Source organism: Streptomyces stelliscabiei (assembly GCF_014873495.1).
In the GTDB taxonomy this organism is placed as follows: domain Bacteria; phylum Actinomycetota; class Actinomycetes; order Streptomycetales; family Streptomycetaceae; genus Streptomyces; species Streptomyces bottropensis.
Genome location: NZ_JADBGF010000001.1, coordinates 1,068,373 through 1,094,084, shown reverse-complemented (window position 1 = coordinate 1,094,084; position 25,712 = coordinate 1,068,373). Strand labels below are relative to the sequence as shown.

Below are 25,712 nucleotides of genomic sequence, written 5' to 3'. Positions count from 1 at the left end.
GACCTCGACCTCGCGGTCCGTGAAGCGATGATCGCGAAGATGCGGCTGGGGGCCAGTCCTGTGTCGGCGCCAACCGGTTCCTGGTCCAGGAGGGAATCGCCGACGCGTTCGCCGCGGCGCTGGGCGAACGGATCGCCGCCATCCGTGTGGGTGCCCCGGACCGGGAGGACACCGAGCTCGGCCCGTTGGCCGACCCCCGCGCGGTGGACAAGGTCCGCAGCCTCGTCGAGGACGCCGTGGCCCGTGGTGCCGTCGTCGTCGGCCAGGCGGACATCCCTGACGGGCCGGGGCACTATGCCGCCCCGACCGTGCTGGACCACGTCCCCGCCGATGCCGCGATCATGTGCGAGGAGGTCTTCGGCCCCGTCGCCGCCATCCACCGCTTCTCCACCGAGGCCGAGGCCATAGCGGTGTCCAACGACACCGAGCACGGCCTCGCGTCGTATGTGATGACGTCCCACATCGACCGCGCCCGGCGGGTCGCCGCCCGGTTGCAGGCCGGAATGGTCGGCATCAACCGCGGCCTGGTCTCCGACGTCGCGGCACCCTTCGGCGGGATCAAGCAGTCCGGCCTGGGCCGTGAGGGCGGACCGGAAGGCCTCCACGAGTACCAGCAGCTCAAGTACCTGTCACTGCCAGGCTTTCACATCTGAGCAAGCCGACACCAGCGGAGCCTGCTCCCGTCGTGCAGGGCGACGCAGCGACCGGGCGGACGGCTTGCCCGTGCGTGACGTGCACGTCGGTGCCCTAGCGGGCGAGGTGCGGTGCCGCCGAGTACGGGCGGGGCGGCGACACCAGCGAGCAACTGCTCGGGCGGCCGGTCAAGGGCTTCCGCGACGAGGTTGTCCTGGCCACCAAGTTCGTCTACGACGTGACCGACATGAGCCGCGCGGACGGCGAGGATGCCACCGGAACCACGGAGCTGACGTACGACGAACTGAACCGTCGCGCCAACCGCCTCGCCCGGCACCTGATCGCCCTCGGCGCGGGACCCGAGAGCGTGATGGTGGGCGGGCTCAGCGGACGAGTCCGGCCGTGCTCGAGGAGAGGGCGCGCACCAACGCTTCGGGGAACTCAGGGCGTACGACGACCAGGACGAGGGCGCCCGCAGCCAGCACCAGGCCGAGGAACTCCAGGAAGTCGCCCCTGCGAGGGACCACGTCATGCCCCGGTTCGTCAGCTGGTGAGGCGCGGGAGGTGTCGGGCTCCCTGTGTCGCGCACGGTGTGTCATGCCTCCACTCTGGAAGCGCAGCCGGCCCGCACCCATCCGGCAACCGTCGGGTCCACCCCCGCCGAGTGGCTGGACAAGAGCACCGCCCGGTCGCACCGGACCGGGTCGGGGACGAGGTTCCGCCAGTCGGCAGGGCGGTACCCACCGGTCGGCGGGGGCGATACCGAAGCCTGCCGGATGGCCCGTCCCGTGGGCTCCGCGCGAGGTTTGCCGTATGACACAGACACAGCCGCCGCAGGAGACGTCAACTCTCCCGGAGAACTCACCTCCGCCGCCCCGAACCTCCCCAGAGTCCGCCGTACCGGCCTCGCCCGGTCCCTCGATGGGACGCCTCGTCGGGGTGGACCTGGCCCGCGCGCTGGCGGTGTTCGGCATGTACATCGTGCACATCGGCCCCCCGCTGTCCGCCACGACCGGCGTGGCGAGCTGGATCCGCTACGTGGCGGACGGCCACTCGTCGGTCCTGTTCGCCACTCTCGCCGGGTTCTCGCTGATGCTGATCGCCGGCCGCCGCGAGCCGAAGACGGGCCTGGCGGGCCGGCAGGCGAAGGCCCGTATCGCGATCCGTGCCGTGGTCCTGCTGGTGCTGGGCACCGTGCTGGCGAGGGAGTACGGGGGAGTGATCATCCTCGGCTTCTACGGGGTCTACTTCCTCCTCGCCCTGCCCCTGGTGCGACTGCGTGCCAGGACACTCGCGATCATCGCGGCCGCGTTCGCCCTCGTCACACCGCAGTTGGCGTTCGTCCTGACCTCGCTGCTGACTTCGCCGGTCCAGGAGAGCATCAACGCCTACGACCCGCTCCGCCGCCTCAGCGAGGTGGGAGTGCTCGATCTGCTGCTCACCGGCTTCTACCCGGCGCTCACGTGGATGTCGTTCGTGATCGCGGGCATGGCACTGGGCCGCCTCGACCTGTCCTGCGGCACCGTTCAGAAGCGCCTCGCCGCGCTCGGCGCCTGCCTCATCGCGGCCGCCTACGGCATGTCCCTGCTGCTCGCCGGATCGGGCGCGTTGAGGAGCATGGCGGAAGACGGGTCGTCGTCCGGCAGCTCCGGTTCGATGCCCCCGGACGGGGGGTCGTTCCCCGAGTTGTCCGCGTCGTTCCTGCTGAAGGCCGGGCCGCACAGCGGGACCACGTTCGACATCATCGGCAGCGTAGGTGTCGCGATCCTCGTGATCGTGGGCGCGACGGTGGCGATGGACCGCCTGCCGCGACTGCGCCGCCTGGCGAAGCCGGTCATCGCCGTGGGCACCATGTCCCTGACCGCCTACGTCGGCCACTTCCTCGCCCAGTCCGCGCTGTCCGTGCCCGCCGGGACCGGCACCCAGCAATCGTGGGTGCCGCTGATCATGTTCGTCCTCGGGGCGACCGTCTTCGCCGCGATCTGGTCCCGCTTCTTCCGCCGAGGCCCCCTGGAACACCTCCTCGACGCCGCCACCAAGCCGGCGAAGAACATCCGATGAGACCCGGCCGGGGTGGGACGCCCCCCGGTCCACCCCGGCACCGAGATGCCCGAGCAGTCCGGATTCGGTCGGCGGAGGTGCTCGCCGATGCCCGGTCTGTCACCGGTGCCCGGCTCCGGCGGGCCAGAACCGCAGGTCAGGCATGGGCGCGCAGTGCTGGGGGCTCGGGTCACGAGGGAGAGGTCCGGTGCGGGCGCGCGACTGCCGTGAACGGCTCTCCCTGGGTGTCGCTGCCGACGCGGACGAACTCACACCGCCGGCCCGTACGGGCTGTGCACCAGCGAGATGTCTTCAAAGGAGCGGGTGATCATCCGGCGGCGTTCGGCCGGTCAGGTGCGGTCGTGCAGAGTGATCTGGTAGCCGTCGGGGTCGGCGAAGGTGAATGTCCGACCGAAGGGGCCGTCGATCGGCCCGGAGACGATGGTGTGACCGTCGGCGACGAGGGCGTCGTGAATGGCCTGGACATCGGTGGCGTGCAGCCAGATCGCGGCGCCGATGCCGGGCTGGGCGACGGATGCGAGATCGGTGCCGGGAACGATTTCGCGCAGTGCGAACGCGATCGGCTTCGTCTCGAAGACCACGGCGTGCGGGGGGCCGGCCGGCGAGCGGACGAGGCCCAGGTACTGCTCGTAGAACGCCCGTGAGGCGTCGAGGTCGCGCGCCTGGAGGGAAATGAAGTCGGGGCCGGTGACGGGCATGCTGATGCTCCTTCTCTATGTCAGCTTTCTGACACAGGACCCTATGTCAAAGTACTGACATGAATCAAGACGGTGTGGACCTGGAGACGTCACTGGGCTACCTGCTGAAGGAGGCGTCGAGCGTCCTGCGCACGGCCATGGAGGAGGTGCTGCGGCCGCTCGGGATGAACGTGACGCACTACTCCTGCCTCGAACTGCTGGCCCAGCGACCGGGCCTGTCGAACTCCGAACTCGCGCGGGGTGCGTTCGTGACCCGGCAGTCGATGAACGTACTGCTCCAGGCCCTGGAACGGGACGGCTACGTGACCAGGCCCGCGGAGGCGCCGGTCGGGAAGGCTCTCCCCGCACGGCTCACGCCGCGCGGTCGGCGGAGCCTGGAGAAGGCGACCGTGGCGGTCCGGTCGGTCGAGGTCAGAATGCTGGCCGGGATGACCGGGACCGAGCAGTCGGAGGCGTTCCGCATCCTGCGGAGCATGATCCATTCCCTGCGCGACGGCGACGGCGACGGCGACGGCGGTGCGTAGCCGGCGCAGAGTTCGTTCTCCGGAGATCGCGGCTGCCCCGTCGAGGCGGCGCACGCGTCCGGTCGCACGAGGATGATCCGGCGGCGCTCCGGCGGCGCTCCGGGAAGAGTCACTCGGAGGACAAGGGCGGAAAGGTCCATGAAGGTGCACCGATGTGGCAAGAAGGCTCCGCGGAGAGCCCAGCACCCGGCTGAGTCCGGTCGGCACCGGCGCGGGTCGACGTGATGCTCCGCAGGCACCGGGCGGCCGCGGTCCCACCTGACCGCGAGGACGCCCGCAGCCGTCCCCCTGCGGCCGACCCCGGCCTGTTCGGGCCCGCCTCCGTGACCTGGCAGGCCGCCCACGGCGACCCTGTGATGTGGATCGCCGTGATCCGCGCGCTCTACCTCCAGGCCCTGCACCCGCGCGCGGTGCGCGGCGTGATGCAGAACTCCGACGTCCGCAAGGACGCCTGGGGCCGACTGATGCGCACGGCGAACTTCGTCGGTACGTCGACGTACGGCACCACGGAGGCGGCCGAGCGGGCGGGTGCCCGCGTCCGGAAGACCCACCGCCTCCTCCCGGCGACCGACCCGGACACGGGGGAGCGGTACGGCGTCGACGAACCCGGCCTCCTGCTGTGGGTGCACTGCGCCGAGATCGACTCCTACCCCCACATCCTGCGCCGCTCCGGATACCCCCTCACCGACACCGCCGCCGACCGCCATGTCGGCGAACACCGCGTCATCGCCCGCCTGGTGGGCCTCGACCTCGACGACGTACCGGGCGACCGGGCCGAGCTGGCGGCCTACTTCGAGAAGGCCCGCCCCGAGCCGGCCGCCGGACCCGAGGCACACGACGTCGACGACTGCCTGCGCCGGCCGCCCACCCACCCGTTGCTCGTCCCGGCACGTGAGGCACTGTGGCGGCGCGTGGCCGACCTGGCGTACGCCTCCCTGCCTCCGTACGCCCACGAGTTGTACGGCAGGGCGGCCCCCGCGCCCGCCCTGGTCACCCGCCGACTGCGGCGCACCGGCACCCTCCTGCGCCGCGTCCCCGCCCGTCTGCGCTGGCAACTCCCGCCCCAGCACATCCTCCGCGCCCTGGCACGGCTCGGCCCCGGCTCCCGTCCCGCACCGTACAAAGTCAGGCCATAGCCCGTCATACTGGACGGGCCGGGGAGGGCGAGGCGGGTCCGTACGGGGACGGGGGCGATCGTTGGCGATGGCGGACACCAGGCTGATCCAGGGCCGGTACCGGTTGCTCGATCTGATCGGGCGCGGGGGGATGGGCGAGGTCTGGCGCGCCAGAGACGAATCGCTGGCCCGGCAGGTCGCGGTCAAGTGCCTCAAGCCCGTCGACACCGGGCCCGACCGGTCCGACACCCACGTGCTCCGGGAACGCTTCCGGCGCGAGGCGCGCGTCGCGGCCGCCCTCCAACACCGGGGGGTGACCGTGGTCCACGACTTCGGAGAGTCCGACGGGGTGCTGTTCCTCGTCATGGAGTTGCTGGAGGGACGCAACCTCAGCCAGCTCCTGGAGGACAACAGACACCGTCCGCTGGCCGTCCCCGCGGTCGTGGAGATCGCCGACCAGGTGGCCGCCGCCCTCGCCCACACCCATCGCCAGGGCATCGTGCACCGGGACCTGAAGCCCGCGAACATCATGATGCTCCCCGACGGCACCGTGAAGATCTGCGACTTCGGCATCGCCCGCCTCGGCCGCGACGTCACCTTCACCTCCCGCCTCACCGGTACCGGCATCGCGATGGGCACCCCGCACTACATGTCGCCGGAGCAGATCAGCGGCGACCGGGTCGACCGGCGCAGCGATCTGTACTCCTTCGGCTGTGTGCTCTACGAGATCGCCACCGGGGTGCCGCCGTTCGACCTCGACGACGCCTGGGCGGTCCTGATGGGACACCGCGACACCGCGCCGACGCCCCCGCGAAGCCACCGCCGCGAGGTACCCGAGTACCTCGACCGGATCATCCTGGACCTGCTGGCCAAGGAGCCCGCGGCGCGACCGTACGACGCCGGTGAGGTGAGCCGCAGGGTCGGCGAGGGGCGGGCGGCGACCACCACCGCGCCCGCCCGCTCCCCGGTGCCGGCCGGCGTCTCGCGTCCCCACTGGCCCGAGCCCGCTCCCGCCACGCCCCGGCCCCGCAGGCGCCCCGAGCAACCGCCGTCGCGCGAACCCCGGCTGCCCTCCTGGACCCATGGCATGACCACCGGCCACAAGGCCGTCGGCGCCGGAGGGGGCCTCACCCCGCAGGACGCCTCCGCCGGTCTCACGGGAGAGTGGATCGCCCGCCCCGCCACCGGCCGCGCGGAGCGTTCCCCACGCTGCGAACAGCCCGCCCCGTCCGCGGAGTTGATCACCACCCTGGCCGGCCGGCACGACGCGGGGCTGCACCTGGGCCGCCTCGGCCGCTGGACGGAGGCCGGCGAGGTGCACCGCGCGGTCGCCGCCGAACGCGAGCACGCCCTCGGCCCCGACCACCCCGACACCCTGTCCAGCCGCTACGAGGTCGGCCTCGCCCTCAGCCGCACCGGCCGCCCCGCCGACGCGCTGCGCGCGTTCGCCCATGTCGCCCTCGCCCGCCGGCACGCCCTCGGCCCCGAGCATCCCGACACCCTCGCCGCGTGGCAGGAAATGGCGTACGTACTCGGGCGGTTGGGCCGGCACCTCGAAGCCCACCAGGCGTATCTGTCCGTCCTCTCCGCCCGGGAACGCATCGCCGGACCCGACCATCCGGACACCTTGCGCTGCCGCCACAACCTCGCCTTCAACCTCAGCAGGATCGGCCGGCCGGAGGAGTCGTACCGCATGGCGAGCGAGGTCGCCACCGCCCGCGCCCGCGTCCTCGGCGCCACCCATCCCGACACCCTCGTCACCCGCTTCGAGGTCGGCTACGCCCTCGGTCAGCTGGGCCGCTGGACCGAGGCGCTGCGGACCTACCGGGAGGTCGCCGAGGCCCGCGCCCAGGCCCTCGGCCCCGACCATCCCGACACCCTCGCCGCCCGTCACGAGGTCGGCATCAGCCTCGGCCGGCTCGGCCGCCCCGCCGAGGCGCTGACCCTGTACCGGGCCCTGGCAGGCGACCGCACCCGCGTCCACGGCCCCGCACACGCCGAGACCCTGCGCGCCCGCCACGGTCTCGGCGTCAGTCTCGGCCGCATCGGCCACTGGGAGGAGGCCCTCGCCGAGTCCCGCGATGTGTGCGCCCTGCGCGAGCGCGTCCTCGGCGCGGACCACCCCGACACGCTCGTCAGCCGCCGCGAGGTCGCCGTCGGCCTCGGATGGCTCGGCCGCTGGGCCGATGCCCTCACCGCGTACCGCCACGTCGCCGACGCCCGCGAGCGCGTCCTCGGCGCCGACCACCCCGACGCCCTCACCAGCCGCAACGACGAGGCCCGCTGCCTGGAACAACTGGGCCGTGGCCCGGAGGCGGTGGAGGTGTACCGTCGCGTGGCGGCGATACGGCAGCGGGTTCCGGGCGGCGGGTGACACCGCGGCCGGCGGCCGGGGGAGAGGCGAGCACCGGGAGGCCGATCGGTGGAGGTCGCCCGACGGGGGCGTTCGATGGAGGTCGCCCGGCGGGGGCCGCCCGGCGGACGGCCGTCGACCCGTAGGCCTCAGGCCCACCGCCCCGGCGGCGTTGATCCAGCCGGCCCGCCCCCCTGGCCGACCTCGATCATCGCGTGTTACCAAGAGCCATGCCTGCCACCCCCGCACACTCCGACCGCCCCGGACGTCCGGCCGGACCCCGGCCTCACGACACGTACGACGCGGTGATCGTCGGCGGCGGCCACAACGGCCTGGTCGCCGCCGCCTACCTGGCCCGCGCCGGGCGTTCCGTGCTGGTGCTGGAACGGCTGGACCACACCGGCGGAGCCGCCGTGTCCACCCGGCCCTTCGCCGGGGTCGACGCCCGGCTGTCGCGGTACTCCTACCTGGTCAGCCTGCTGCCCCGGAAGATCGTGCGGGACCTGGACCTCGACTTCCGCGTCCGCGGCCGCACGATCTCGTCGTACACCCCCGTCGAACGCGACGGTCACCCCACCGGCCTGCTCGTCGGCGGCGGAGAGCGCCGCACCCGCGAGGCGTTCGCGCGGCTGACGGGCTCGGGCCGCGAGTACGAGGCGTGGCAGCGGTTCTACGCGATGACGGGCCGCGTCGCCGAACGGGTGTTCCCGACGCTCACCGAGCCCCTGCCCACCCGCGACGACCTGCGCGGGCGTATCGACGACGAGGAGGCGTGGCGGGTCCTGTTCGAGGAGCCGATCGGCGCGGCCGTCGAAGCGAGGTTCGCCGACGACCTCGTGCGCGGGGTCGTCCTCACCGACGCGCTCATCGGCACCTTCGCGGACGCCCACGACCCCTCCCTCCGTCAGAACCGGTGCTTCCTCTACCACGTGATCGGCGGCGGTACGGGAGCCTGGGACGTGCCGGTCGGCGGCATGGGCGCGCTCACGGACGCGCTGGCCACGGCCGCGCGCGCGGCGGGTGCCGTGATCGCCACCGGTCACGAGGCGCGGCGGATCGCGACGGACGGACGGTCCGCCGAGATCACCTACCGGACGGCCGACATCGAGGGCACCGTCGCCGCGCGGCACGTCCTGGTGAACGCCTCGCCCCAGGAACTGGCCGCGCTGACCGGCGACGCACCGCCCACCCCTGCCGAGGGCGCCCAGCTCAAGGTGAACATGCTGCTCACGCGGCTTCCGAGGCTCCGCGACCAGGACGTCGACCCGCGCGAGGCGTTCTCCGGGACCTTCCACATCGCCGAGGGATACGACCAACTGGCCCTCGCCCACGCCCAGGCCGCCTCCGGTGTGCTCCCCGAGGCCCCGCCCTCCGAGATCTACTGCCACTCCCTCACCGATCCGACCATCCTCGGCCCGGACCTGGTCGATCAGGGCTACCAGACGCTCACCCTGTTCGGCCTGCACACGCCCGCGCGGCTGTTCGAGGCCGACAACGACGCCGTACGCGAGGACCTCCTCAAGGCCACCCTCGCCCAGCTCGACGCCCACCTCGCCGAGCCCCTCGCCGACTGTCTGGCCACCGACGCCGACGGCCGCCCGTGCATCGAGGCCAGGACCCCCCTCGACCTGGAACGCGACCTCGGCCTCCCCGGCGGCAACATCTTCCACCGCGACCTCGCCTGGCCCCACACGCAGGAAGGCACCGGCCGCTGGGGTGTGGAGACCCGCCACGCCAACGTCCTGCTGTGCGGCGCGGGCGCCGTACGCGGTGGCGGGGTGAGCGGGGTCCCGGGCTACAACGCGGCCATGGCGGTCCTGGAGGAGTCCGGGGCGGACGGCCCGCGCCCGGCGTAGGCGGCACGTCCGGGCAGGTCCGGTCGCGGGGCCGCCGCCCGTTCGCTCCGCTAGTCGGCGGCGGCCGTCCAGCCCACCGCCGTGATCCGCCCCGCGTCCGCCGGCCGCGACTCGTCGAACAGGGTGCCGCCTCCCGCCGCGACCCGCAGCCCGTCGACGTACACCCCACGGCCGACGTACTGCCGGTCGGTCGTGTAGCGCCAGCGCACGGTGAGCCCGGTGGTCCCCGGCAACTCCGCGGTGACCCGGTGCCATGCCCGGCCCGACCAGCCGGTGACCGACCCGGACGGATGCTCCAGCGGTGCCTCCCCGTCCCGGAGGGTCGTGAAGGCCACCGGCAGCCAGGTGTCGCCGCCGTCGGCGGAGGTCTCCAGGAAGAGGGCATCGGCCTGGGGTTCGGTGTCCCACCACAGGGCGCACCGCAGGCGGGGCCGCCCGGGGGCGGTGGCGGAGGCTGTGACGGTGGCTTTCCCGGCTCCGGTGGTGTCGAGCGGCGGGAGAACGAGGGTCGCCGTGGTGGCGGACGCCATTCCGGAGAACCAGGAGGCACGGCCCCGGGCGGGGCGTACGGGAACGGCGCGGGCGAGGTTGTTCGCGGCGGCGACCCGGGGCGCGGAGCCGGACCGCCAGCCGCGCACCGGGTGGACGGAGTTGCCGAGGACCACGAGGAAGGAGTCGGTGGTCGGGTCCAGGACGAGGGAGGTGCCGGTGAAGCCGGTGTGTCCCGCCGTGCGCGGGGTGGCCATCGCGCCCATGTACCAGTGCTGGTAGAGCTCGAAGCCCAGCCCGTGTTCGTCGCCGGGGAACTCCGTGTTGAAGTCGGTGAACATCAGCTCCACCGAACGGGGTTCGAGGATGCGGGCCCTGCCGTACACACCGCCGTTGAGCAGGGTGCGGCCCAGGACGGCCAGGTCCCAGGCGCTGGAGAAGACACCGGCATGGCCCGCGACCCCGCCGAGACCGAAGGCGTTCTCGTCGTGCACCTCGCCCCACACCAGCCCCCGGTCCAGGCCCGACCAGGGGAGGCGGGCGTCCTCGGTCGCCGCGATGCCGGGTTTCCAGGAGGCCGGAGGATTGAAGCGAGTGCGGTGCATCCCGAGTGGAGCGGTGATCTCGTTTCGGAGCAGCCGATCCAGACCGAGACCGGTGATCTCCTCCAGGACGAGCTGCAGCGAGATCAGATTCAGGTCCGAGTACAGGTACGTCGTGCCCGGCGGGTTCAGCGGCGCCTCGTTCCAGACGAGCCGGAGCTTCCCCTCGTGCGTCGGCTCCTTGTAGAGCGGGAGCCAGGGCCGGAAACCCGAGGTGTGGGTGAGCAGTTGGCGCACGGTGATGTCCTGTTTGCCCGCCGCGCCGAACTCCGGCAGGTACGTGGCGACCCTGCCCTCCAGCTCCAGCGCGCCCCGCTCGATCTGTTGCACCGCGAGGATCGACGTGAACAGCTTCGACACCGAGGCCAGATCGAAGACGGTGTCCCGCGTCATCGGAATCCGCTGGTCCGCCGGGAACTCCACCCCCGTGTCCGTCTTCTCGTCGTACGCCGAGTACCGCACCGCCATCCCGATCGCCCGGTGCAGGGCGACGGTCCCGCCCCGCCCGGCGAGCAGGACGGCGCCCGCGTACCAGGGGTGCTTGGGCGAGGGCCCGAGGAACGTTTCGGCATCGGTGACGAGCCGATCCAGGGGTTCGGGGAGGAGACCGGCCCGCTCGGGAGAACCGTGGCGCAGCGTCGGACGACCACCCCCGGAGGCGGAGGCAGAGGCGACCGCCCCGGCGGGAAAGGGCAGCGCGGCGAGCCCTCCACCGACCGCCAACACCCGCCGGCCGAGCTGCCGCCGACTCATCCCGGACCCCGAGCCCCCCACAGCTTCACTCATGAAACCCAGTCAAGCACCCACCCCCCAAGGGTGCGAGGAACCGCGCGCCCGGCCCCTGGGGAACAGGCACCCGTCGGCCACCCACGGATCAGCGACCCGCCCCCGCACACACGACACCAACAAAATCTGACGGTGCATCAGAAAACCCCTTCCCTCGTCCGGAGGACTACGGCATCCTGCGCACCATGCAGACGGAGCTGAGCAACACACTCGGAGTCCAGTACGCCGTCTTCGGCTTCACGCCGTTCCCCGCGGTCGCGGCGGCCATCAGCCGGGCAGGCGGCTTCGGGGTGCTGGGCGCGGTCCGCTACACGGCCCCCGACGATCTCAAGCGCGACCTCGACTGGATCGAGGCCCATGTCGACGGCATGCCGTACGGACTGGACGTCGTCATGCCGGCCAAAAAGGTCGAGGGGGTGACGGAGGCCGACGTCGAGGCCATGATCCCCGACTCGCACCGGCAGTTCGTCCAGGAGACCCTCGCCAAGTACGGCGTGCCCGAGCTGGCCGAGGGCGAGGCCTCCGGCTGGCGCATCACCGGCTGGATGGAACAGGTCGCCCGCAGCCAGCTCGACGTCGCCTTCGACTATCCGATCAAGCTGCTGGCCAACGCCCTCGGCTCCCCGCCCGCCGACGTCATCGACCGCGCCCACGAACAGGCCGTCCTGGTCGCGGCGCTCGCCGGCAGCGCCCGCCACGCCCGCAAGCACGCCGAGGCGGGCATCGACATCGTCGTGGCCCAGGGCTACGAGGCCGGCGGCCACACCGGCGAGATCGCCTCCATGGTCCTCACCCCCGAAGTGGTCGACGCCGTGGCCCCGTTGCCCGTCCTCGCCGCCGGCGGTATCGGCAGCGGACAGCAGGTGGCCGCCGCCCTCGCGCTCGGCGCCCAGGGGGTCTGGCTCGGTTCGCTGTGGCTGACCACCACCGAGGCCGAACTGTCCTCGCCCCGGCTGATCGAGAAGCTGCTCGCCGCCGGCTCCGGCGACACCGTCCGCTCCCGCGCCCTCACCGGCAAACCCGCGCGCCAGCTCCGTACCGAGTGGACCGACGCCTGGGACGACCCCAGCGGACCCGGTACCCTCCCCATGCCCCTCCAGGGCCTGCTCGTCGCCGAGGCGGTCTCCCGCATCCAGAAGTACGAGGTGGAGCCGCTGCTCGGCACTCCGGTCGGCCAGATCGTCGGCCGTATGAACAGCGAACGCAGCGTCCAGGCCGTCTTCGACGACCTCACCCGGGGCTTCGAGCAGGCCGTGGACCGCATCAACCGGATCGCCGGAAGGAGCGAGGGACAGTGAGCCGAGCCCCCCAGGACCGACCCGCCCAGGACCGACCCGCCCAGGACCGACCCGCCCAGGACGGACCCGCCCAGGACCGTGCCCCCCAAAGCCGGTCCGCGCGGGGCGGAGCCCCGAACGCCCAGCCTCCCCAGGGCTTCTGGGCGCAGGCCGCCGCCGACCCCGACCGTGCGGTGCTCATCGCCCCCGACGGGCAGGAGTGGACCGCCGGGCGTCTGCACGCCGAGACCAACCGCCTGGTGCACGGACTGCGGGCGGCCGGGCTGGAGCGCGGTGACGCCTTCGCCGTCGTCCTGCCCAACGGTGTCGAGTTCCTCACCGCCTACCTCGCCGCCACCCAGGCCGGCTTCTACCTCGTCCCCGTCAACCACCATCTGATGGGCCCCGAGATCGCCTGGATCGTCTCCGACTCGGGCGCCAAGGTACTCATCGCGCACGAGCGGTTCGCCGACGCGGCCCGCGGCGCCGCCGACGAGGCGAAGCTCCCCGCGAGCCACCGCTACACGGTCGGTACGGCCGAAGGCTTCCGCCCGTACGCCGAACTCCTGGACGGACAGCCCGAGTCGGCGCCCGGGGAGCGCACCCTCGGCTGGGTCATGAACTACACCTCCGGCACCACCGGCCGCCCGCGCGGCATCCGCCGCCCGCTGCCGGGCAAGCTCCCCGAGGAGTCCTACCTCGGCGGCTTCCTCGGCATCTTCGGCATCAGGCCCTTCGACGACAACGTCCACCTGGTCTGCTCGCCGCTCTACCACACGGCCGTCCTGCAGTTCGCCGGCGCCTCCCTGCACATCGGGCACCGGCTGGTGCTGATGGACAAGTGGACGCCCGAGGAGATGCTCCGCGTCATCGACGCCCACCGCTGCACGCACACCCACATGGTGCCCACCCAGTTCCACCGCCTGCTCGCCCTCCCCGAGGAGGTGCGCGCCCGCTACGACGTGTCGTCCATGCGGCACGCCATCCACGGGGCCGCGCCCTGCCCGGACCATGTGAAGCGGGCCATGATCGAGTGGTGGGGCGAGTGTGTGGAGGAGTACTACGCGGCCAGCGAGGGCGGGGGCGCCTTCGCCACCGCCGAGGACTGGCTGAAGAAGCCCGGCACGGTCGGCAGGGCCTGGCCCATCAGCGAACTCGCCGTCTTCGACGACGACGGCAACCGGCTGCCGCCCGGTGAACTCGGCACCGTCTACATGAAGATGAGCACCGGCGGATTCTCGTACCACAAGGACGAGGGCAAGACGCGCAAGAACCGCATCGGCGACTTCTTCACCGTGGGCGACCTCGGACTCATCGACGAGGACGGCTATCTCTTCCTCCGTGACCGCAAGATCGACCTCATCATCTCCGGCGGCGTCAACATCTACCCCGCCGAGATCGAGTCCGCCCTGCTCACCCACCCCGCCGTCGCCGACGCCGCCGCTTTCGGCATCCCGCACGACGACTGGGGCGAGGAGGTCAAGGCCGTGGTGGAGCCCGCCCCCGGATTCACGCCGGGGCCGGGTCTCGCCGAGGAGATCCTCGCCCACTGCGCCCGTCGGCTCGCCGGGTACAAGCGCCCGAAGAGCGTCGACTTCACCGAGGCGATGCCCCGCGACCCCAACGGCAAGCTCTACAAACGGCGGCTGCGCGAGCCGTACTGGGAGGGACGGCAGAAGGCCGTCTGAGGACCGCTGTCGCGCGCGCCGTGCGCGGGCCGCACGGCCCGCGCACGGTTGTCGGGGCATACGCACGCGGCCCTCATGGTTTGCGCGCCACCGTCGTGTCGATCCTGGCGGTCGAATCCGTCCACGGACGCAACGGGTCCTGCGCCACCGGGCGGCCTCCTCGGGGAAAGCGGTGATATGCCGGCGGAAAGGTGCCGCCATGAAAATGGTGCCGCCCCGGACGGGGCGGCACCACCTCCCTTCGCTCATTGGCCCACACGGACCACCTTCAGCTTCGGCGAGGACAGGATGTCCTTCTCGCAGAAGCGGGACGTCACCCACTTCTCCGCGGAGAACAGCCGCGTCTGATCCAGGTGGTGGGGCGAGTTCGGGTTGGAGGACTGCGAGTACGTCAGCAGCGTGCGGGCCACCGGGCAGCGGCCGCCGTCCCAGCCGACCGCCTGAATATGGCTGGAACCCGACGAGACCTCCGGGTAGCCGCCCTCGGCCGGACGCCAGGACGACTCGATCTTGTTCCACACGCCCAGCGACTCCGTGCCGCCGGACACGGGGATGCGTCGACCGTCGCGTACGACGAACTGGTGGTCGCCGAGCTTCGCGTCCAGGGGTATGCCGGCCGCCCGCAGTTCCGTCACCGTCTCCGCGAGGGCCGTCCCGAAGCCGGGCGCGTCGGTGTTCAGCGTGTTCGGGGTGCCGACCGGGTCCGAAGCCGAGAACGGCACCTTCCACAGCTGTGCGCGCGGCACCACGGCGTTCAGCCGTCGCCAGAACCGGTCGAAGAGCAGCGCGCCCCGGCTGTCGCTGTCGGCGGTCCGGTTCCATGCGCGCAGCACCCGGCACGCCTCGGAGACGTCGACCGCCTGGCCGTCACCCGTGGTCGCCGTGCCGTCCGGCAGCGCGGCACACGCCCGCGCCGCGTCCCGGGCGCCGAGGTCGGCCGCGGGCACCCGGTTCGCGAACTGCTGCCGCTGCAGGTCCCGTACGGTCAGGCCGCCCTCGTCCGCCATCGCCGCCACGTCCTCGATCGCGCCGCGTGTGCGCATCGAGCGCTGCGTGCCGAGGTTGCCGAAGACCCGCTCGTACCCGGTCAGCGGCTGGTCCGCGTTGGCCAGCCACGCGCTGTCGTTGGAGTTCTCCGCGTACGGCGCGTCCTTCAGCGTCGGCATCCTCGCGGGCCCGAAGATCCCCGGCTGCACGGCGTCGGCGTCACTGCCGAGCGCGCAGTCGGCCCGGGAACCGTCCAGGATCGCGACGCCCGCCGAGGGATACGTGGCCCTGCCGAGGGGTGTCGAGCAGCGGGCCGCCAGGTCGTCGGTGATCCGGGGCAGCGTCTGCGACTGGGTGAACAGGGTGTGTCCGGCGGAGTCCGCGGCCACGGTGTTCACCCAGGGCAGGCCCTGGTGCCGGGCGAGGGACGCGAGAACGTCCGCCGTGCCGCGGGCCTTGGCGAAGCCCAGCGAGGTGTCGGTGAAGCGGATGTTCGCCGTGTTGGGGTCGTTCAGCGCGTACGCGGTGCCGCCCGTCCAGGGGAGCGGGAGGTCGGCGCCGAGCGAGGTGACGACCGGGCCGTAGCGGGTCCACCACTGGGTGCGGGTGACCGGGGAGCCGTCCTTGACGCCGACGGTCACGGTCCGCTTCGTCATCCGCTCCGCCGCGCCGTCCACCAGGTACGTGGTCGGGTCGGCAGGGTCCAGCGCCAGCTGATGGACGTTCATGGGGACGCCGGTCGCCACGGTGTGGCTCCACGCGACCTTCGCGTTGAAGCCGATCTGGGTGATCGGCGTGCCGAGCAGCGACCCTCCCGAGACGTTCAGCTCCCCGGGGATGGTCTGCTGCGCCTGCCAGAACCGACGGCCGCCGACCCACGGATAGTGCGGGTTGCCGAGCAGCAGCCCGCGGCCGTTCGCCGTGGTGTCACCGCGGAAGGCGACGGCGTTCGACCCCATGTCCGCGTCGGCGGCGTCGAACAGTTCGCGCGCGGCGCGGGCGGCGGCCGCGGGCTCCGGGGCGGTGGCCCTGTTCGTGGTGCCGGGGGCCGGCGGCTGCGCGGTGGTGATGGCGTCCACCAGGCGCCCCTCGCCGCCGAGCACGGCGAGGGCGTACGCGCGGGAGAAGACGTCGAGCGTGGAGACCGGCCGCACCCAGGCGGCGCCCTCGCAGGCCGGGTCGGTGATCCGGTTCTTCTTCAGCCACGCGTTGTAGCCGGCCGCCCAGCCCCGCATCAGGTCCTTGGCCGCACGGCTCGGCCCGAGCGGTTCGGGCCGGTCCAGCAGCCGCTGTACGGTGCCCGCGTCCCGGACGCCCCGGAAGTACAGGTCGCTGGTGAGGTTCTTGGAGGCGGAGGAGAGCGAGAAGTCGGGTGCCGCGTCGGGCCCGAAGTGGCGGGAGCGCTCCCCCCTCACGGTCACGAACCCGTCGGCGAGCACACACACCTGGTCGGCGGCCTGCGCCCAGCCGGTGCCGAAGCCGAGGTTCGCGTAGTCCTTCGCGACGATGTGCGGTACGCCGTACTCGGTGTAGCGGATCACGGCGGACAAACCGCCGTGGGAGGTGCGGCGCTCACCGGTTCGCGCGTCGTCGGCGGCGGTGGCCGAGGGCAGGACGGCGGAGGCGGTGAGCAGGGCGACGGCCGAGACCACCGACCGTCTGAGGCGGGTGCGCATACGGGCTCCCAACGTCGTTCAGGGAAAGGATGGTTGAGCATGTCGACACGTGTCTGCGTAGTCCATACGGGTGCGGGATCCTCCCTCAAGGTGACTCGTCGTCCGGCGGCCGGAGTTGAGCCACTTCTCGCCATGTGTGCCGGATTCCGGCCGCGAGGGTGGCGCGCTTGACCTCGCTCGTGGGACGGAACGAGGATCGGGCGTCGGAAACGTGGACGAAGGAGCGGGAAACATGACGGCAGGCCGCAGTGTGACGGTCGACGGGACGCTGCGCCGCAGCGCCCGGCGCGTTCCCGCCCGCGTCGCGATCCACTACGGCGAACGGTCGTGGACCTACGCCGAACTGGACGACGCGGTCTCCCGCGCGGCCCGCGCCCTGCGCGACACCGGACTGCGGCCCGGTGACCGGGTCGCCGCCTACGGCCACAACTCCGACGCCTATCTCATCGCCTTCCTGGCCGCCGCGCGCGCCGGCCTGGTGCACGTCCCCGTCAACCAGAACCTCACCGGCGACGACCTCGCCTACCTCCTCGACCAGTCCGGCAGCACCCTCGTCCTCACCGATCCCGACCTGGCCGGCAACCTCCCCGAGGGCACCCGCGCCCTGCCCCTGCGCGACGCGGACGACTCGCTCCTCGTACGACTCGCCGGCACCGAGCCGTACGACGGCGAGGAGCCCCGGGCCGAGGACCTCGTCCAGCTCCTGTACACCTCGGGCACGACCGCGCTTCCCAAGGGCGCGATGATGACGCACCGCGCGCTGGTCCACGAGTACCTCAGCGCGATCGCCGCCCTCGACCTCCAGGCGGGCGACCTGCCCGTGCACTCCCTGCCGCTGTACCACTCCGCCCAGATGCACGTCTTCCTGGTGCCGTACCTCGCGGTCGGCGCCACGAACACGATCCTCGACGCCCCCGACGGCGACCGGATCCTCGACCTCGTGGAAGAGGGCCGCGCCGACAGCTTCTTCGCCCCGCCCACCGTGTGGATCGCCCTCGCGGGCCGCCCCGACTTCGACACGCGTGACCTCGGCGGCCTGCGCAAGGCGTACTACGGGGCGTCGATCATGCCGGTGCCCGTCCTGGAACGGCTCCGGGAGCGGTTGCCCGAGCTGGCCTTCCACAACTGCTTCGGGCAGAGCGAGATCGGCCCGCTGGCGATGGTTCTCGGACCGCACGAGCACAAGGGCCGCATGGACTCCTGCGGGCGTCCCGTGATGTTCGTGGAGGCGAAGGTCGTCGACGAGGACGGCGAGGAGGTGCCCGACGGCACGCCCGGCGAGATCGTCTACCAGTCGCAGCAGCTCTGCGAGGGCTACTGGGAGAAGCCGGAGGAGACCGCCGAGGCGTTCCGCGACGGCTGGTTCCACTCGGGGGACCTCGCCGTGCGCGACGCCCACGGCTTCTTCACCGTCGTCGACCGCGTGAAGGACGTCATCAACTCCGGCGGCGTCCTCATCGCCTCCCGCCAGGTCGAGGACGCGCTCTACACCCACGAGGCGGTCGCCGAGGTCGCGGTGGTCGGCCTGCCCGACGACCACTGGATCGAGGCCGTCACGGCGGTCGTCGTACGCCGGGAAGAGGTCACGGAGGACGAACTCCTCGCCCACGCCCGCGAGAAGCTCCCGCACTTCAAGGCACCCAAGTCGATCCACTTCGTGGACGCGCTGCCGCGCAACGCGAGCGGCAAGATCCTCAAACGGGAGCTGCGGGACCGCCTCACGCGGACCTGAGTGCCCGGTGGCGCCGTGAACCCCGTTGCGGCGCACACCGCCCGCCCCCGAAGATCGAACCATGCCGACCTTCACCGCACCCGACGGAACCGCACTCGCCTACCACCTGCGCGGCGAGGGCGACCCGTTGATCGTCCTCCCCGGCGGAGCGATGCGCGCCTCCGCCTACCTGGGCGACCTCGGCGGTCTGACGGCCCACCGGCGCCTGGTCCTGCTCGACCTGCGCGGCACGGGCGACTCGGCCGTCCCCGCCGATCCCGCGACCTACCGCTGCGACCGCCAGGTCGACGACGTGGAGGCACTCCGCGCCCACCTGGGCCTGGACCGCGTGGACCTGCTCGCCCACTCGGCCGGCGGCAACCTGGCCACGCTCTACGCGGCCCGCCACCCCGAGCGCGTCTCCCGTCTGGCGCTGATCACCGCCACCCCCTGGGCGGTGGGCCTGCCGGTGACCGTCGAGGACCGCCTCGCCGCCGCCCGCCTGCGCGTGGGCGAACCGTGGTTCGCCGAGGCGTACGCGGCCTTCGAGGCCGCCTGGACCGGCCGCGGCCCCTTCGACGACGCCATGATGCCGCTGTTCTACGGCCGCTGGGACGACACCGCCCGCGCCCACATGGCTGCCGACGAGGACCAGACGAACGACGAGGCGTCCGCCGTCTACGGCTCCGAGGGCGCCTACGACCCGCCCGTCACCCGAGCCGCCCTCGCCGCGCTGCGGGCGCCGGTCCTCATGTACGCGGGCGAACTCGACACCGGCCCCACGCCCGAACTCGCCCACCGCGCGGCCGCCTTCTTCCCGGACGCGCGGTTCGCGGTCCAGCCGGGCGGCGGCCACTTCCCGTGGCTGGACGACCCGCGGTGGTTCGTCAGGGAGGTGGAGGCGTTTCTCACCGGCCGCTGACGGGACCCCGGGGGGGGTGGCTCACCCGTCGGCCGCCACCGCCACCGACCGCGCCCAGCGGTAGTCCGCCTTGCCGCTGGGGGAGCGCTGGATCGTGTCGGTGAGGACCAGCTGGCGGGGGATCTTGTAGCCGGCGAGGCGGGCGCGGCAGTGGCTCTGGATGTCCTGGAGGGACGGCAGGTCCGCGCCCTCGCGCAGCTGGACGACGGCGGCGACGTGGTTGCCCCAGCGGGCGTCCGGCACCCCGGCCACCAGCGCGTCGTACACGTCGGGGTGGGCTTTCAGGGCCTGCTCGACCTCCTCCGGGTACACCTTCTCGCCACCGGTGTTGATGCACTGGGAGCCCCGGCCGAGGACCGTGACGACGCCCTCCTCGTCGACGGTCGCCATGTCGCCGAGGAGCACCCAGCGCTCGCCGTCCCGCTCGAAGAAGGTCTCGGCGGTCTTCCGCGGGTCGTTGTAGTAGCCGAGGGGGACATGGCCGCGCTGGGCGACCCGGCCCGGCACGCCGACCGGCACGGGTTCGTACGTCGCCGGATCCACGACCTGTGTCCGGGAGTGGACCCGTATCCGGAACCCGTCGCCCGCACCCGAGTCCGCCGTCGCCGTGCCGTTGAAACCGGACTCCGACGACCCGAAGTTGTTCAGCACCATCGCGTTCGGCACCAGGGCCTGGAACTGCTGCCGGACGGTCTCCGACATGATCGCCCCGGACGACGACACGCTGAACAGGGAGGAGCAGTCCGTGCCCCGCATCGGGCCGTCGAGCGCGTCGATGAGCGGGCGCAGCATGGCGTCGCCGACCAGCGACACACTGGTGACCTTCTCCTTCTCGATCGTCCGCAGGGCCTCCTCGGGCACGAACTTGCGGTGGATCACCACCCGTTGGCCGAAGTTGAACCCGATGAACGCGGTGAGGGTGGAGGTGCCGTGCATCAGCGGGGCCGTGGGGAAGAACGTGATCCCCTCGCCGCCGGCCGCGACGCGCTCGGCCAGCTCCTCCGGCGACTTCACCGGCTCCCCGGTAGGGGCGCCCCCGCCCAACCCCGAGAAGAACAGGTCCTCCTGACGCCACATCACGCCCTTGGGCATGCCGGTGGTGCCGCCGGTGTAGATGATGAACTGGTCGTCGCCCGAGCGCGCGGGGAAGCCCCGCTCGGCGGACGCGGCAGCCACCGCCTCGGTGAAGTCGACCGCGTCGAGCGGGGGCGCGTCCGGCGCGGGGGTCCCCACCCGCACCAGGTGCCGCAGCTTCTCCGTGCGCGGCAGCGTGGCCGCCACCCGCCCCGTGAACTCCGTGTCGAAGACCAGACCGGCCAGATCCGCGTCCCGATAGAGGTAGACCAACTCCTCTTCGACATATCGGTAGTTGACGTTGACCGGCACGATCCGGGCCTTCAGGCACCCGAGCGCGGTCTGCAGGTACTCGATGCCGTTGTACAGGTGCAGCCCCACGTGCTCGCCGGGCCGTATCCCGCTGTCGAGCAGATGGTGTCCGACCCGGTTGGCCGCCGCGTCCAGTTCCGCGTAGGTGAGCCGGTGTTCCGCGCCCGTGCCGGGGATGTCGAGATACGCGAGCGCCGCCCGGCCCGGAACCACGTCGACCACCGACTCGAACAGGTCGGCAAGGTTGTACTCCACCGCGCTCCTCCTGACCTCGCTGCCCCTCGGTTGCCGGTCATCAGAGCAAAGGGCGGCACAACTGTGAAGAGTCCCCGCACAGAAATCTGACTGTCTGTCAGAAACCTCTTGAAGTGCCGCCCCGTCTCCTGCAACCTGTTCTCGTTTCCTGTGGAGGGAGAACCCCGATGGGCGGCACCGAACACCTCACCGTGCGGCGCGAAGGCGGCACACTGGTGCTCACGCTCAACAGGCCCGAAGCCAAGAACGCGCTCTCGCTGCCGATGCTCGTCGGCCTGTACGACGGCTGGGTCCAGGCCGACGAGGACGAGGAGGTCCGCTCGATCGTCCTCACGGGAGCGGGCGGCGCATTCTGCGCCGGGATGGACCTCAAGGCCCTCGCGGGCAAGGGGATGGAGGGGCAGCAGTACCGGGACCGGCTCAAGGCCGACCCCGACCTGCACTGGAAGGCCATGCTCCGTCACCACCGGCCGCGCAAGCCGGTGATCGCCGCCGTCGAGGGACACTGCGTCGCCGGCGGCACGGAGATCCTCCAGGGCACCGACATCCGGGTCGCGGGCGAGTCGGCGACGTTCGGCCTCTTCGAGGTCAGGCGCGGGCTCTTCCCGATCGGCGGCTCCACGGTCCGTCTCCAGCGGCAGATCCCGCGCACGCACGCGCTGGAGATGCTGCTCACCGGGCGGCCGTACAGCGCGCGCGAGGCCGCCGGGATCGGGCTGATCGGGCATGTCGTGCCCGACGGCACGGCCCTGGCCAAGGCCCTGGAGATCGCCGAGCGGATCAACGCGTGCGGGCCGCTGGCCGTGGAGGCGGTGAAGGCGTCCGTGTACGAGACGGCCGAGATGACCGAGGCGGAGGGGCTGGCCGCCGAGCTGAAACGGGGGTGGCCCGTCTTCGACACGGCCGACGCGAAGGAAGGTGCCCGTGCCTTCGCCGAGAAGCGGCCCCCTGTCTACAAGCGGGCGTAGGTCCTGCGCGGGGCGGAGGGCGGTCGTGCCTCGGCTGCGGGTCCGTCGTGACCGGTCGCGCCCCCACGGCGGAGCCGCGTCGGCACAGCCCGCGCCCCCGAAAAGCGTCCGTGACCCTCTGTTCGAGGAGACAACCCCGATGTCCGCGATCCTCAGAGCGCCCCTCACCGTCGAGTTCCCTTTCACCCGGTCTCTCGGGCCCGTACAGAGCGCCTTCCTCACAGGACTGCGAGAACGTGTGGTCCTCGGTGTGCGCACCGGCGACCGCCGGGTGCTCGTGCCACCGGTCGAGTACGACCCCGTCACCGCCGAGGAGATCCGTGACCTGGTCGAGGTCGCGCCGACCGGCACCGTGACCACCTGGGCCTGGAACCCCGAGCCGCGCCGCGGCCAGCCTCTCGCCACCCCCTTCGCCTGGGTGCTGGTGCGGCTCGACGGCGCCGACACGGCCCTGCTCCACGCCCTCGACGCGCCCGGCCCCGACGCCGTCCGCACCGGCATGCGCGTCCGCGTCCGGTGGGCCGAGGAACGGTCCGGTGCCATCACGGACATCGCCTGCTTCGAGCCCTACGACGGGCAGGCGGCGGAACCGGCGGGCCACAGCGGCGAGTTCGAGGACGCGGTCACCGGGATCGTCGCCCCCGCCCGCCTCGACTACACCTACTCGCCCGGCCGCGCCCAGACCGGCTACATCAACGCCCTCGGCGGCCGCCGCACGGTCGGCGAACGCTGCCCCTCCTGCCGCAAGGTGTACGTCCCGCCGAGGGGCGCCTGCCCGACCTGCGGGGTGGCCACGGCCGAACAGGTGGAGGTCGGGCCCGGCGGGACGGTCACCACGTTCTGCATCGTCAACATCAAGGCGAAGAACCTGGACATCGAAGTCCCCTACGTCTACGCCCACATCGCCCTCGACGGCGCCGGACTCGCCCTGCACGGCCGGATCGCCGGCATCCCCTACGACCAGGTGCGCATGGGACTGCGCGTCGAACCGGTGTGGACCGAGGGGGCCCGCTACCCCGACCACTACCGGCCCACCGGCGAACCCGACGCGGACTACGAGACGTTCAGGGAGACGCTATGACACGCGAGGCAGCACGACACGCGGACGCACGTGACATCGCCGTCGTCGCGTTCGCCCAGACCGACCACCGGCGAACCAGCGACGACGTCTCCGAGGTGGAGATGCTCATGCCGGTGCTCCACGAGGTCATGGAGGCCACCGGACTGAAGACCGCCGACATCGGCTTCACCTGCTCCGGCTCCAGCGACTACCTGGCGGGGCGCGCCTTCTCCTTCACCCTGGCCCTCGACGGCGTGGGCGCCTGGCCGCCGATCTCCGAGTCGCACGTCGAGATGGACGGGGCGTGGGCGCTGTACGAGGCCTGGGTGAAACTGCGGACCGGCGACGCCGACACCGCGCTCGTCTACTCCTACGGCAAGTCCTCGCCCGGATCGGTGCGGGACGTCCTGACCCGGCAGCTCGACCCCTACTACGTGGCCCCGCTGTGGCCCGACTCCGTCGCCCTCGCCGCCCTCCAGGCGCAGGCGCTCATCGACGCGGGCACCACGGACGAGCCGGCACTGGCGGCCGTCGGGGCCCGCAGCCGCGCCGACGCCGCCGCCAACTCCCACGCCCAGCTGCGGGGTTCGGTACCGCAGGGGGACTATCTCGTACGGCCGCTGCGCACCGGGGACTGTCCGCCCATCGGCGACGGCGCCGCCGCCGTGATCCTCGCGGCGGGGGACCGGGCCCGTGACCTGTGCGAGCGGCCCGCCTGGATCCGGGGCATCGACCACCGCATCGAGGCGCACGGCATCGGCGTACGCGATCTCACCGACTCGCCGTCCACCCGGCTCGCCGCCGAGCGCGCCGGAGCGTTCGCCCGCCCGGTGGACACCGCCGAACTGCACGCGCCGTTCAGCTCGCAGGAGGTGATCCTGCGCGAGGTGCTGGGGCTCGACGACAGGGTGCGCGTCAATCCGTCGGGCGGGGCTCTGGCGGCCAACCCGGTCATGGCCGCCGGCCTCATCAGGATCGGCGAGGCCGCCGCCCGCATCCACCGGGGCGAGTCCGACCGGGCGCTGGCACACGCCACGTCCGGCCCGTGTCTGCAGCAGAACCTGGTCGCCGTACTCGAAGGGGATCCCCGATGAGCAAGGAGCCCGTGGCCGTCGTAGGCGTCGGCCAGACCAAGCACGTGGCGGCGCGCCGGGACGTGTCGATCGCCGGGCTCGTCCGTGAGGCCGCCCGGCGGGCCCTGGACGACGCCGAGTTGACGTGGGCCGACGTCGAGGCCGTCGTCATCGGCAAGGCGCCCGACTTCTTCGAGGGCGTCATGATGCCCGAGCTGTATCTCGCGGACGCGCTCGGCGCGGTCGGCAAGCCCATGATGCGGGTGCACACGGCCGGCTCGGTGGGCGGTTCGACCGCGCTGGTCGCCGCGAGCCTGGTCGCCGCCCGCGTCCACGGCACCGTGCTGACCCTCGCCTTCGAGAAACAGTCCGAGTCGAACGCCATGTGGGGCCTGTCCCTGCCGATCCCGTTCCAGCAGCCGCTGCTGGCCGGCGCCGGCGGCTTCTTCGCCCCGCACGTGCGGGCGTATATGCGACGCAGCGGCGCCCCCGACACCGTCGGCTCCCTGGTCGCGTACAAGAACCGCCGCAACGCGCTGAAGAACCCCTACGCCCACCTCCACGAGCACGACATCACGCTGGAGAAGGTCCAGGCCTCGCCCATGCTGTGGGACCCGATCCGCTACTCCGAGACCTGCCCGTCCTCCGACGGGGCCGTCGCCATGGTCCTCACCGACCGCGCGGGGGCCGCCCGGGCGCCCCGGCCCGCCGCGTGGATGCACGGCGGCGCGATGCGCAGCGAGCCCACGCTGTTCGCGGGCAAGGACAGCGTGTCGCCGCGCGCGGGACGGGACTGCGCGGCCGACGTGTACCGGCAGGCGGGCATCGCCGATCCCCGCCGCGAGATCGACGCGGTGGAGATGTACGTCCCGTTCTCCTGGTACGAGCCGATGTGGCTGGAGAACCTGGGCTTCGCGGCGGAGGGGGAGGGCTGGAAGCTCACCGAGTCCGGTGTCACCGAGCTGGACGGGGATCTCCCGGTCGACATGTCCGGCGGAGTCCTGTCGACCAACCCCATCGGTGCCTCCGGCATGATCCGTTTCGCGGAGGCCGCGCTCCAGGTGCGGGGCCTCGCGGGAGAACACCAGGTGGAGGGCGCCCGCCGGGTGCTCGGACACGCCTACGGCGGCGGATCGCAGTTCTTCTCGATGTGGCTGGTGGGCGCCGAGCCGCCCACCTCCTGAACCTCCCCCTCACGTGGCCTGTCGGCGGTGGGGGTCGATCGCTAGTCTGGCGGGCGGACGACGAACCGGGAGGAGCACGGACGTGGCCGAGACCACCATGCAGCAGCGATCCCTCGACGGCTGGCACAAACCGGCGGAACTGGACCTGAGCAACGCGGACTGGCGGTCGAGCAGCCAGGGGCGGGGAGATGTCCAGATCGCCTTCGTCGAGGGCTTCATCGCCATGCGCAACAGCGGCAGCCCCGAGAGCCCCTCGCTGATCTTCACCCCCGCCGAATGGGGCGCCTTCGTCTCGGGCGCCCGCGAAGGCGAGTTCGACCTGACCTGAGCGGCGCTACGCGTGGTGTCGCCGGGCCCCCGGAGCCCGACGGCGGCCACCGACGAGGAGGGGGTGGGGTCGAGGACCCG

Annotated in this window: 19 protein-coding genes and 1 pseudogene; 15 read left to right on the top strand and 5 right to left on the bottom strand. The window is 72.3% G+C overall.

Going from position 1 to position 25,712, the window contains the following annotated elements; translation table 11 throughout:
• Positions 1 to 59: 59 nt before the first annotated feature.
• A pseudogene (locus H4687_RS04760) lies at positions 60 to 653 on the top strand (aldehyde dehydrogenase family protein); the annotation flags it as partial.
• A 363-nt stretch (positions 654 to 1,016) separates the two neighbouring features.
• Here the strand turns inward: H4687_RS04760 and H4687_RS04755 are convergent.
• Positions 1,017 to 1,160, bottom strand: a complete 144-nt coding sequence (locus tag H4687_RS04755; protein WP_159026109.1) for a hypothetical protein — start codon at positions 1,158 to 1,160, stop codon at positions 1,017 to 1,019.
• Positions 1,161 to 1,554: 394 nt separating this feature from the next.
• On the opposite strand from H4687_RS04755, the gene H4687_RS04750 reads away from it, so the two are divergent.
• Complete coding sequence (locus tag H4687_RS04750) at positions 1,555 to 2,694, top strand: DUF418 domain-containing protein (RefSeq protein WP_046914135.1); 1,140 nt, start codon at positions 1,555 to 1,557, stop codon at positions 2,692 to 2,694.
• A gap of 329 nt (positions 2,695 to 3,023) precedes the next feature.
• On the opposite strand, the gene H4687_RS04745 is transcribed toward H4687_RS04750, so the two are convergent.
• The gene (locus H4687_RS04745) at positions 3,024 to 3,392 is read right to left on the bottom strand and encodes a VOC family protein (RefSeq protein WP_005474434.1); all 369 of its coding nucleotides are present in this window, start codon (positions 3,390 to 3,392) and stop codon (positions 3,024 to 3,026) included.
• Between the two features lie 59 nt (positions 3,393 to 3,451).
• Here H4687_RS04745 and H4687_RS04740 point away from each other — a divergent pair, with 59 nt between their 5' ends.
• From H4687_RS04740 to H4687_RS04725, 4 genes are all read left to right on the top strand, one after another.
• A complete protein-coding gene (locus H4687_RS04740) occupies positions 3,452 to 3,916 on the top strand; it encodes a MarR family winged helix-turn-helix transcriptional regulator (protein WP_046914134.1) in 465 nt (154 codons plus the stop codon).
• A gap of 224 nt (positions 3,917 to 4,140) precedes the next feature.
• Entirely contained in the window at positions 4,141 to 5,052 is a 912-nt protein-coding gene (locus tag H4687_RS04735; RefSeq protein WP_078907284.1) for an oxygenase MpaB family protein, read from the top strand.
• 67 nt (positions 5,053 to 5,119) lie between these two features.
• Positions 5,120 to 7,405, top strand: coding sequence for a serine/threonine-protein kinase (locus tag H4687_RS04730; RefSeq protein ID WP_046914133.1), 2,286 nt, complete (start codon positions 5,120 to 5,122; stop codon positions 7,403 to 7,405).
• A gap of 209 nt (positions 7,406 to 7,614) precedes the next feature.
• Positions 7,615 to 9,240 carry a phytoene desaturase family protein gene (locus H4687_RS04725; RefSeq protein WP_046914132.1) on the top strand — a complete coding sequence of 542 codons (1,626 nt, stop codon included), beginning with the start codon at positions 7,615 to 7,617 and terminating at the stop codon, positions 9,238 to 9,240.
• Positions 9,241 to 9,290: 50 nt separating this feature from the next.
• Here the strand turns inward: H4687_RS04725 and H4687_RS04720 are convergent, their stop codons facing one another.
• Complete coding sequence (locus tag H4687_RS04720) at positions 9,291 to 11,117, bottom strand: serine hydrolase domain-containing protein (protein WP_046914131.1); 1,827 nt, start codon at positions 11,115 to 11,117, stop codon at positions 9,291 to 9,293.
• Positions 11,118 to 11,302: 185 nt separating this feature from the next.
• Here H4687_RS04720 and H4687_RS04715 point away from each other — a divergent pair, with 185 nt between their 5' ends.
• Together H4687_RS04715 and H4687_RS04710 are read left to right on the top strand one after the other, a co-directional pair.
• Positions 11,303 to 12,415 (top strand): NAD(P)H-dependent flavin oxidoreductase, encoded by a 1,113-nt coding sequence (locus tag H4687_RS04715; protein ID WP_046914130.1) that lies wholly within the window; start codon positions 11,303 to 11,305, stop codon positions 12,413 to 12,415.
• Positions 12,412 to 14,082, top strand: coding sequence for an acyl-CoA synthetase (locus H4687_RS04710; RefSeq protein WP_078907287.1), 1,671 nt, complete (start codon positions 12,412 to 12,414; stop codon positions 14,080 to 14,082). The genes H4687_RS04715 and H4687_RS04710 overlap by 4 nt, the downstream gene beginning before the upstream one ends.
• 245 nt (positions 14,083 to 14,327) lie before the next feature.
• Here H4687_RS04710 and H4687_RS04705 read toward each other — a convergent pair whose 3' ends face one another.
• Entirely contained in the window at positions 14,328 to 16,745 is a 2,418-nt protein-coding gene (locus H4687_RS04705) for a penicillin acylase family protein (RefSeq protein ID WP_046919515.1), read from the bottom strand.
• A gap of 232 nt (positions 16,746 to 16,977) precedes the next feature.
• Between H4687_RS04705 and H4687_RS04700 the strand changes: the two genes are divergently transcribed.
• On the top strand, positions 16,978 to 18,477 hold the full coding sequence (locus H4687_RS04700; RefSeq protein ID WP_046919516.1) for an acyl-CoA synthetase: 1,500 nt from the start codon (positions 16,978 to 16,980) through the stop codon (positions 18,475 to 18,477).
• Between the two features lie 61 nt (positions 18,478 to 18,538).
• The gene (locus tag H4687_RS04695) at positions 18,539 to 19,378 is read left to right on the top strand and encodes an alpha/beta fold hydrolase (RefSeq protein ID WP_046919517.1); all 840 of its coding nucleotides are present in this window, start codon (positions 18,539 to 18,541) and stop codon (positions 19,376 to 19,378) included.
• Between the two features lie 21 nt (positions 19,379 to 19,399).
• Here H4687_RS04695 and H4687_RS04690 read toward each other — a convergent pair whose 3' ends face one another.
• A complete protein-coding gene (locus tag H4687_RS04690; RefSeq protein WP_046919518.1) occupies positions 19,400 to 21,019 on the bottom strand; it encodes an acyl-CoA synthetase in 1,620 nt (539 codons plus the stop codon).
• A 167-nt stretch (positions 21,020 to 21,186) separates the two neighbouring features.
• Here H4687_RS04690 and H4687_RS04685 point away from each other — a divergent pair, with 167 nt between their 5' ends.
• The 5 genes from H4687_RS04685 (at position 21,187) to H4687_RS04665 (ending at position 25,632) form a co-directional block, all read left to right on the top strand.
• Entirely contained in the window at positions 21,187 to 21,987 is an 801-nt protein-coding gene (locus tag H4687_RS04685) for a crotonase/enoyl-CoA hydratase family protein (protein WP_046919519.1), read from the top strand.
• A 139-nt stretch (positions 21,988 to 22,126) separates the two neighbouring features.
• A complete protein-coding gene (locus H4687_RS04680) occupies positions 22,127 to 23,068 on the top strand; it encodes a Zn-ribbon domain-containing OB-fold protein (RefSeq protein WP_046919520.1) in 942 nt (313 codons plus the stop codon).
• Positions 23,065 to 24,141, top strand: a complete 1,077-nt coding sequence (locus tag H4687_RS04675; protein WP_046919521.1) for a thiolase domain-containing protein — start codon at positions 23,065 to 23,067, stop codon at positions 24,139 to 24,141. Before H4687_RS04680 ends, H4687_RS04675 begins: the two co-directional genes overlap by 4 nt.
• Positions 24,138 to 25,304 carry a thiolase domain-containing protein gene (locus tag H4687_RS04670; protein WP_005474398.1) on the top strand — a complete coding sequence of 389 codons (1,167 nt, stop codon included), beginning with the start codon at positions 24,138 to 24,140 and terminating at the stop codon, positions 25,302 to 25,304. The genes H4687_RS04675 and H4687_RS04670 overlap by 4 nt, the downstream gene beginning before the upstream one ends.
• Positions 25,305 to 25,386: 82 nt before the next feature.
• On the top strand, positions 25,387 to 25,632 hold the full coding sequence (locus H4687_RS04665) for a DUF397 domain-containing protein (protein ID WP_033526253.1): 246 nt from the start codon (positions 25,387 to 25,389) through the stop codon (positions 25,630 to 25,632).
• Positions 25,633 to 25,712: the final 80 nt, after the last annotated feature.

Coding starts and splice junctions, on each gene's coding strand:
- H4687_RS04695 (WP_046919517.1), top strand. CDS start 18,539: ATGCCGACCTTCACCGCACCCGACGGAACCGCACTCGCCTACCACCTG.
- H4687_RS04750 (WP_046914135.1), top strand. CDS start 1,555: ATGGGACGCCTCGTCGGGGTGGACCTGGCCCGCGCGCTGGCGGTGTTC.
- H4687_RS04720 (WP_046914131.1), bottom strand. CDS start 11,117: ATGAGTGAAGCTGTGGGGGGCTCGGGGTCCGGGATGAGTCGGCGGCAG.
- H4687_RS04715 (WP_046914130.1), top strand. CDS start 11,303: ATGCAGACGGAGCTGAGCAACACACTCGGAGTCCAGTACGCCGTCTTC.
- H4687_RS04725 (WP_046914132.1), top strand. CDS start 7,615: ATGCCTGCCACCCCCGCACACTCCGACCGCCCCGGACGTCCGGCCGGA.
- H4687_RS04680 (WP_046919520.1), top strand. CDS start 22,127: ATGTCCGCGATCCTCAGAGCGCCCCTCACCGTCGAGTTCCCTTTCACC.
- H4687_RS04735 (WP_078907284.1), top strand. CDS start 4,141: ATGCTCCGCAGGCACCGGGCGGCCGCGGTCCCACCTGACCGCGAGGAC.
- H4687_RS04745 (WP_005474434.1), bottom strand. CDS start 3,392: ATGCCCGTCACCGGCCCCGACTTCATTTCCCTCCAGGCGCGCGACCTC.
- H4687_RS04675 (WP_046919521.1), top strand. CDS start 23,065: ATGACACGCGAGGCAGCACGACACGCGGACGCACGTGACATCGCCGTC.
- H4687_RS04670 (WP_005474398.1), top strand. CDS start 24,138: ATGAGCAAGGAGCCCGTGGCCGTCGTAGGCGTCGGCCAGACCAAGCAC.
- H4687_RS04700 (WP_046919516.1), top strand. CDS start 16,978: ATGACGGCAGGCCGCAGTGTGACGGTCGACGGGACGCTGCGCCGCAGC.
- H4687_RS04730 (WP_046914133.1), top strand. CDS start 5,120: ATGGCGGACACCAGGCTGATCCAGGGCCGGTACCGGTTGCTCGATCTG.
- H4687_RS04705 (WP_046919515.1), bottom strand. CDS start 16,745: ATGCGCACCCGCCTCAGACGGTCGGTGGTCTCGGCCGTCGCCCTGCTC.
- H4687_RS04740 (WP_046914134.1), top strand. CDS start 3,452: ATGAATCAAGACGGTGTGGACCTGGAGACGTCACTGGGCTACCTGCTG.
- H4687_RS04685 (WP_046919519.1), top strand. CDS start 21,187: ATGGGCGGCACCGAACACCTCACCGTGCGGCGCGAAGGCGGCACACTG.